The 273-nt window shown below is 63.4% G+C and carries 1 pseudogene; it reads left to right on the top strand.

Annotated elements, in window-relative coordinates:
* Nucleotides 1-184, top strand: a pseudogene (locus tag ACKRDP_RS09920) (hypothetical protein); the annotation flags it as partial.
* Nucleotides 185-273 lie beyond the last annotated feature (89 nt).

Genomic DNA, 273 nt, shown 5'->3' with positions numbered 1-273 from the left:
CAACCAGACCGTGGTGATCGTGACGCACGATCCGCGGGCAGCGGCGTACGCCGATCGTGTCGTGTTCCTCGCGGACGGCAAGATCGTCGACGAATTGCGTGAGCCTACGGCGGATTCGGTCCTTGATCGTATGAAGCGGCTCGACGCTCCGCAGGCGGTCGTGAACGTGGAAGCCGGGGCTTGAGCACATGGCTGCGGTAAGTAACTCGCCGATGCGCAAGGTTTCCCTGCGCAACCTGGCGGCACACAAGGTGCGACTTGCGCTGACGGTTC

The sequence above is a fragment of the Pampinifervens navoyensis genome, assembly GCF_046159715.1.
In the GTDB taxonomy this organism is placed as follows: Bacteria; Aquificota; Aquificia; order Aquificales; family Aquificaceae; genus Pampinifervens.
Note: the sequence above shows the minus strand (reverse complement) of the source record. Positions and strands in the feature narration are given on the sequence as shown.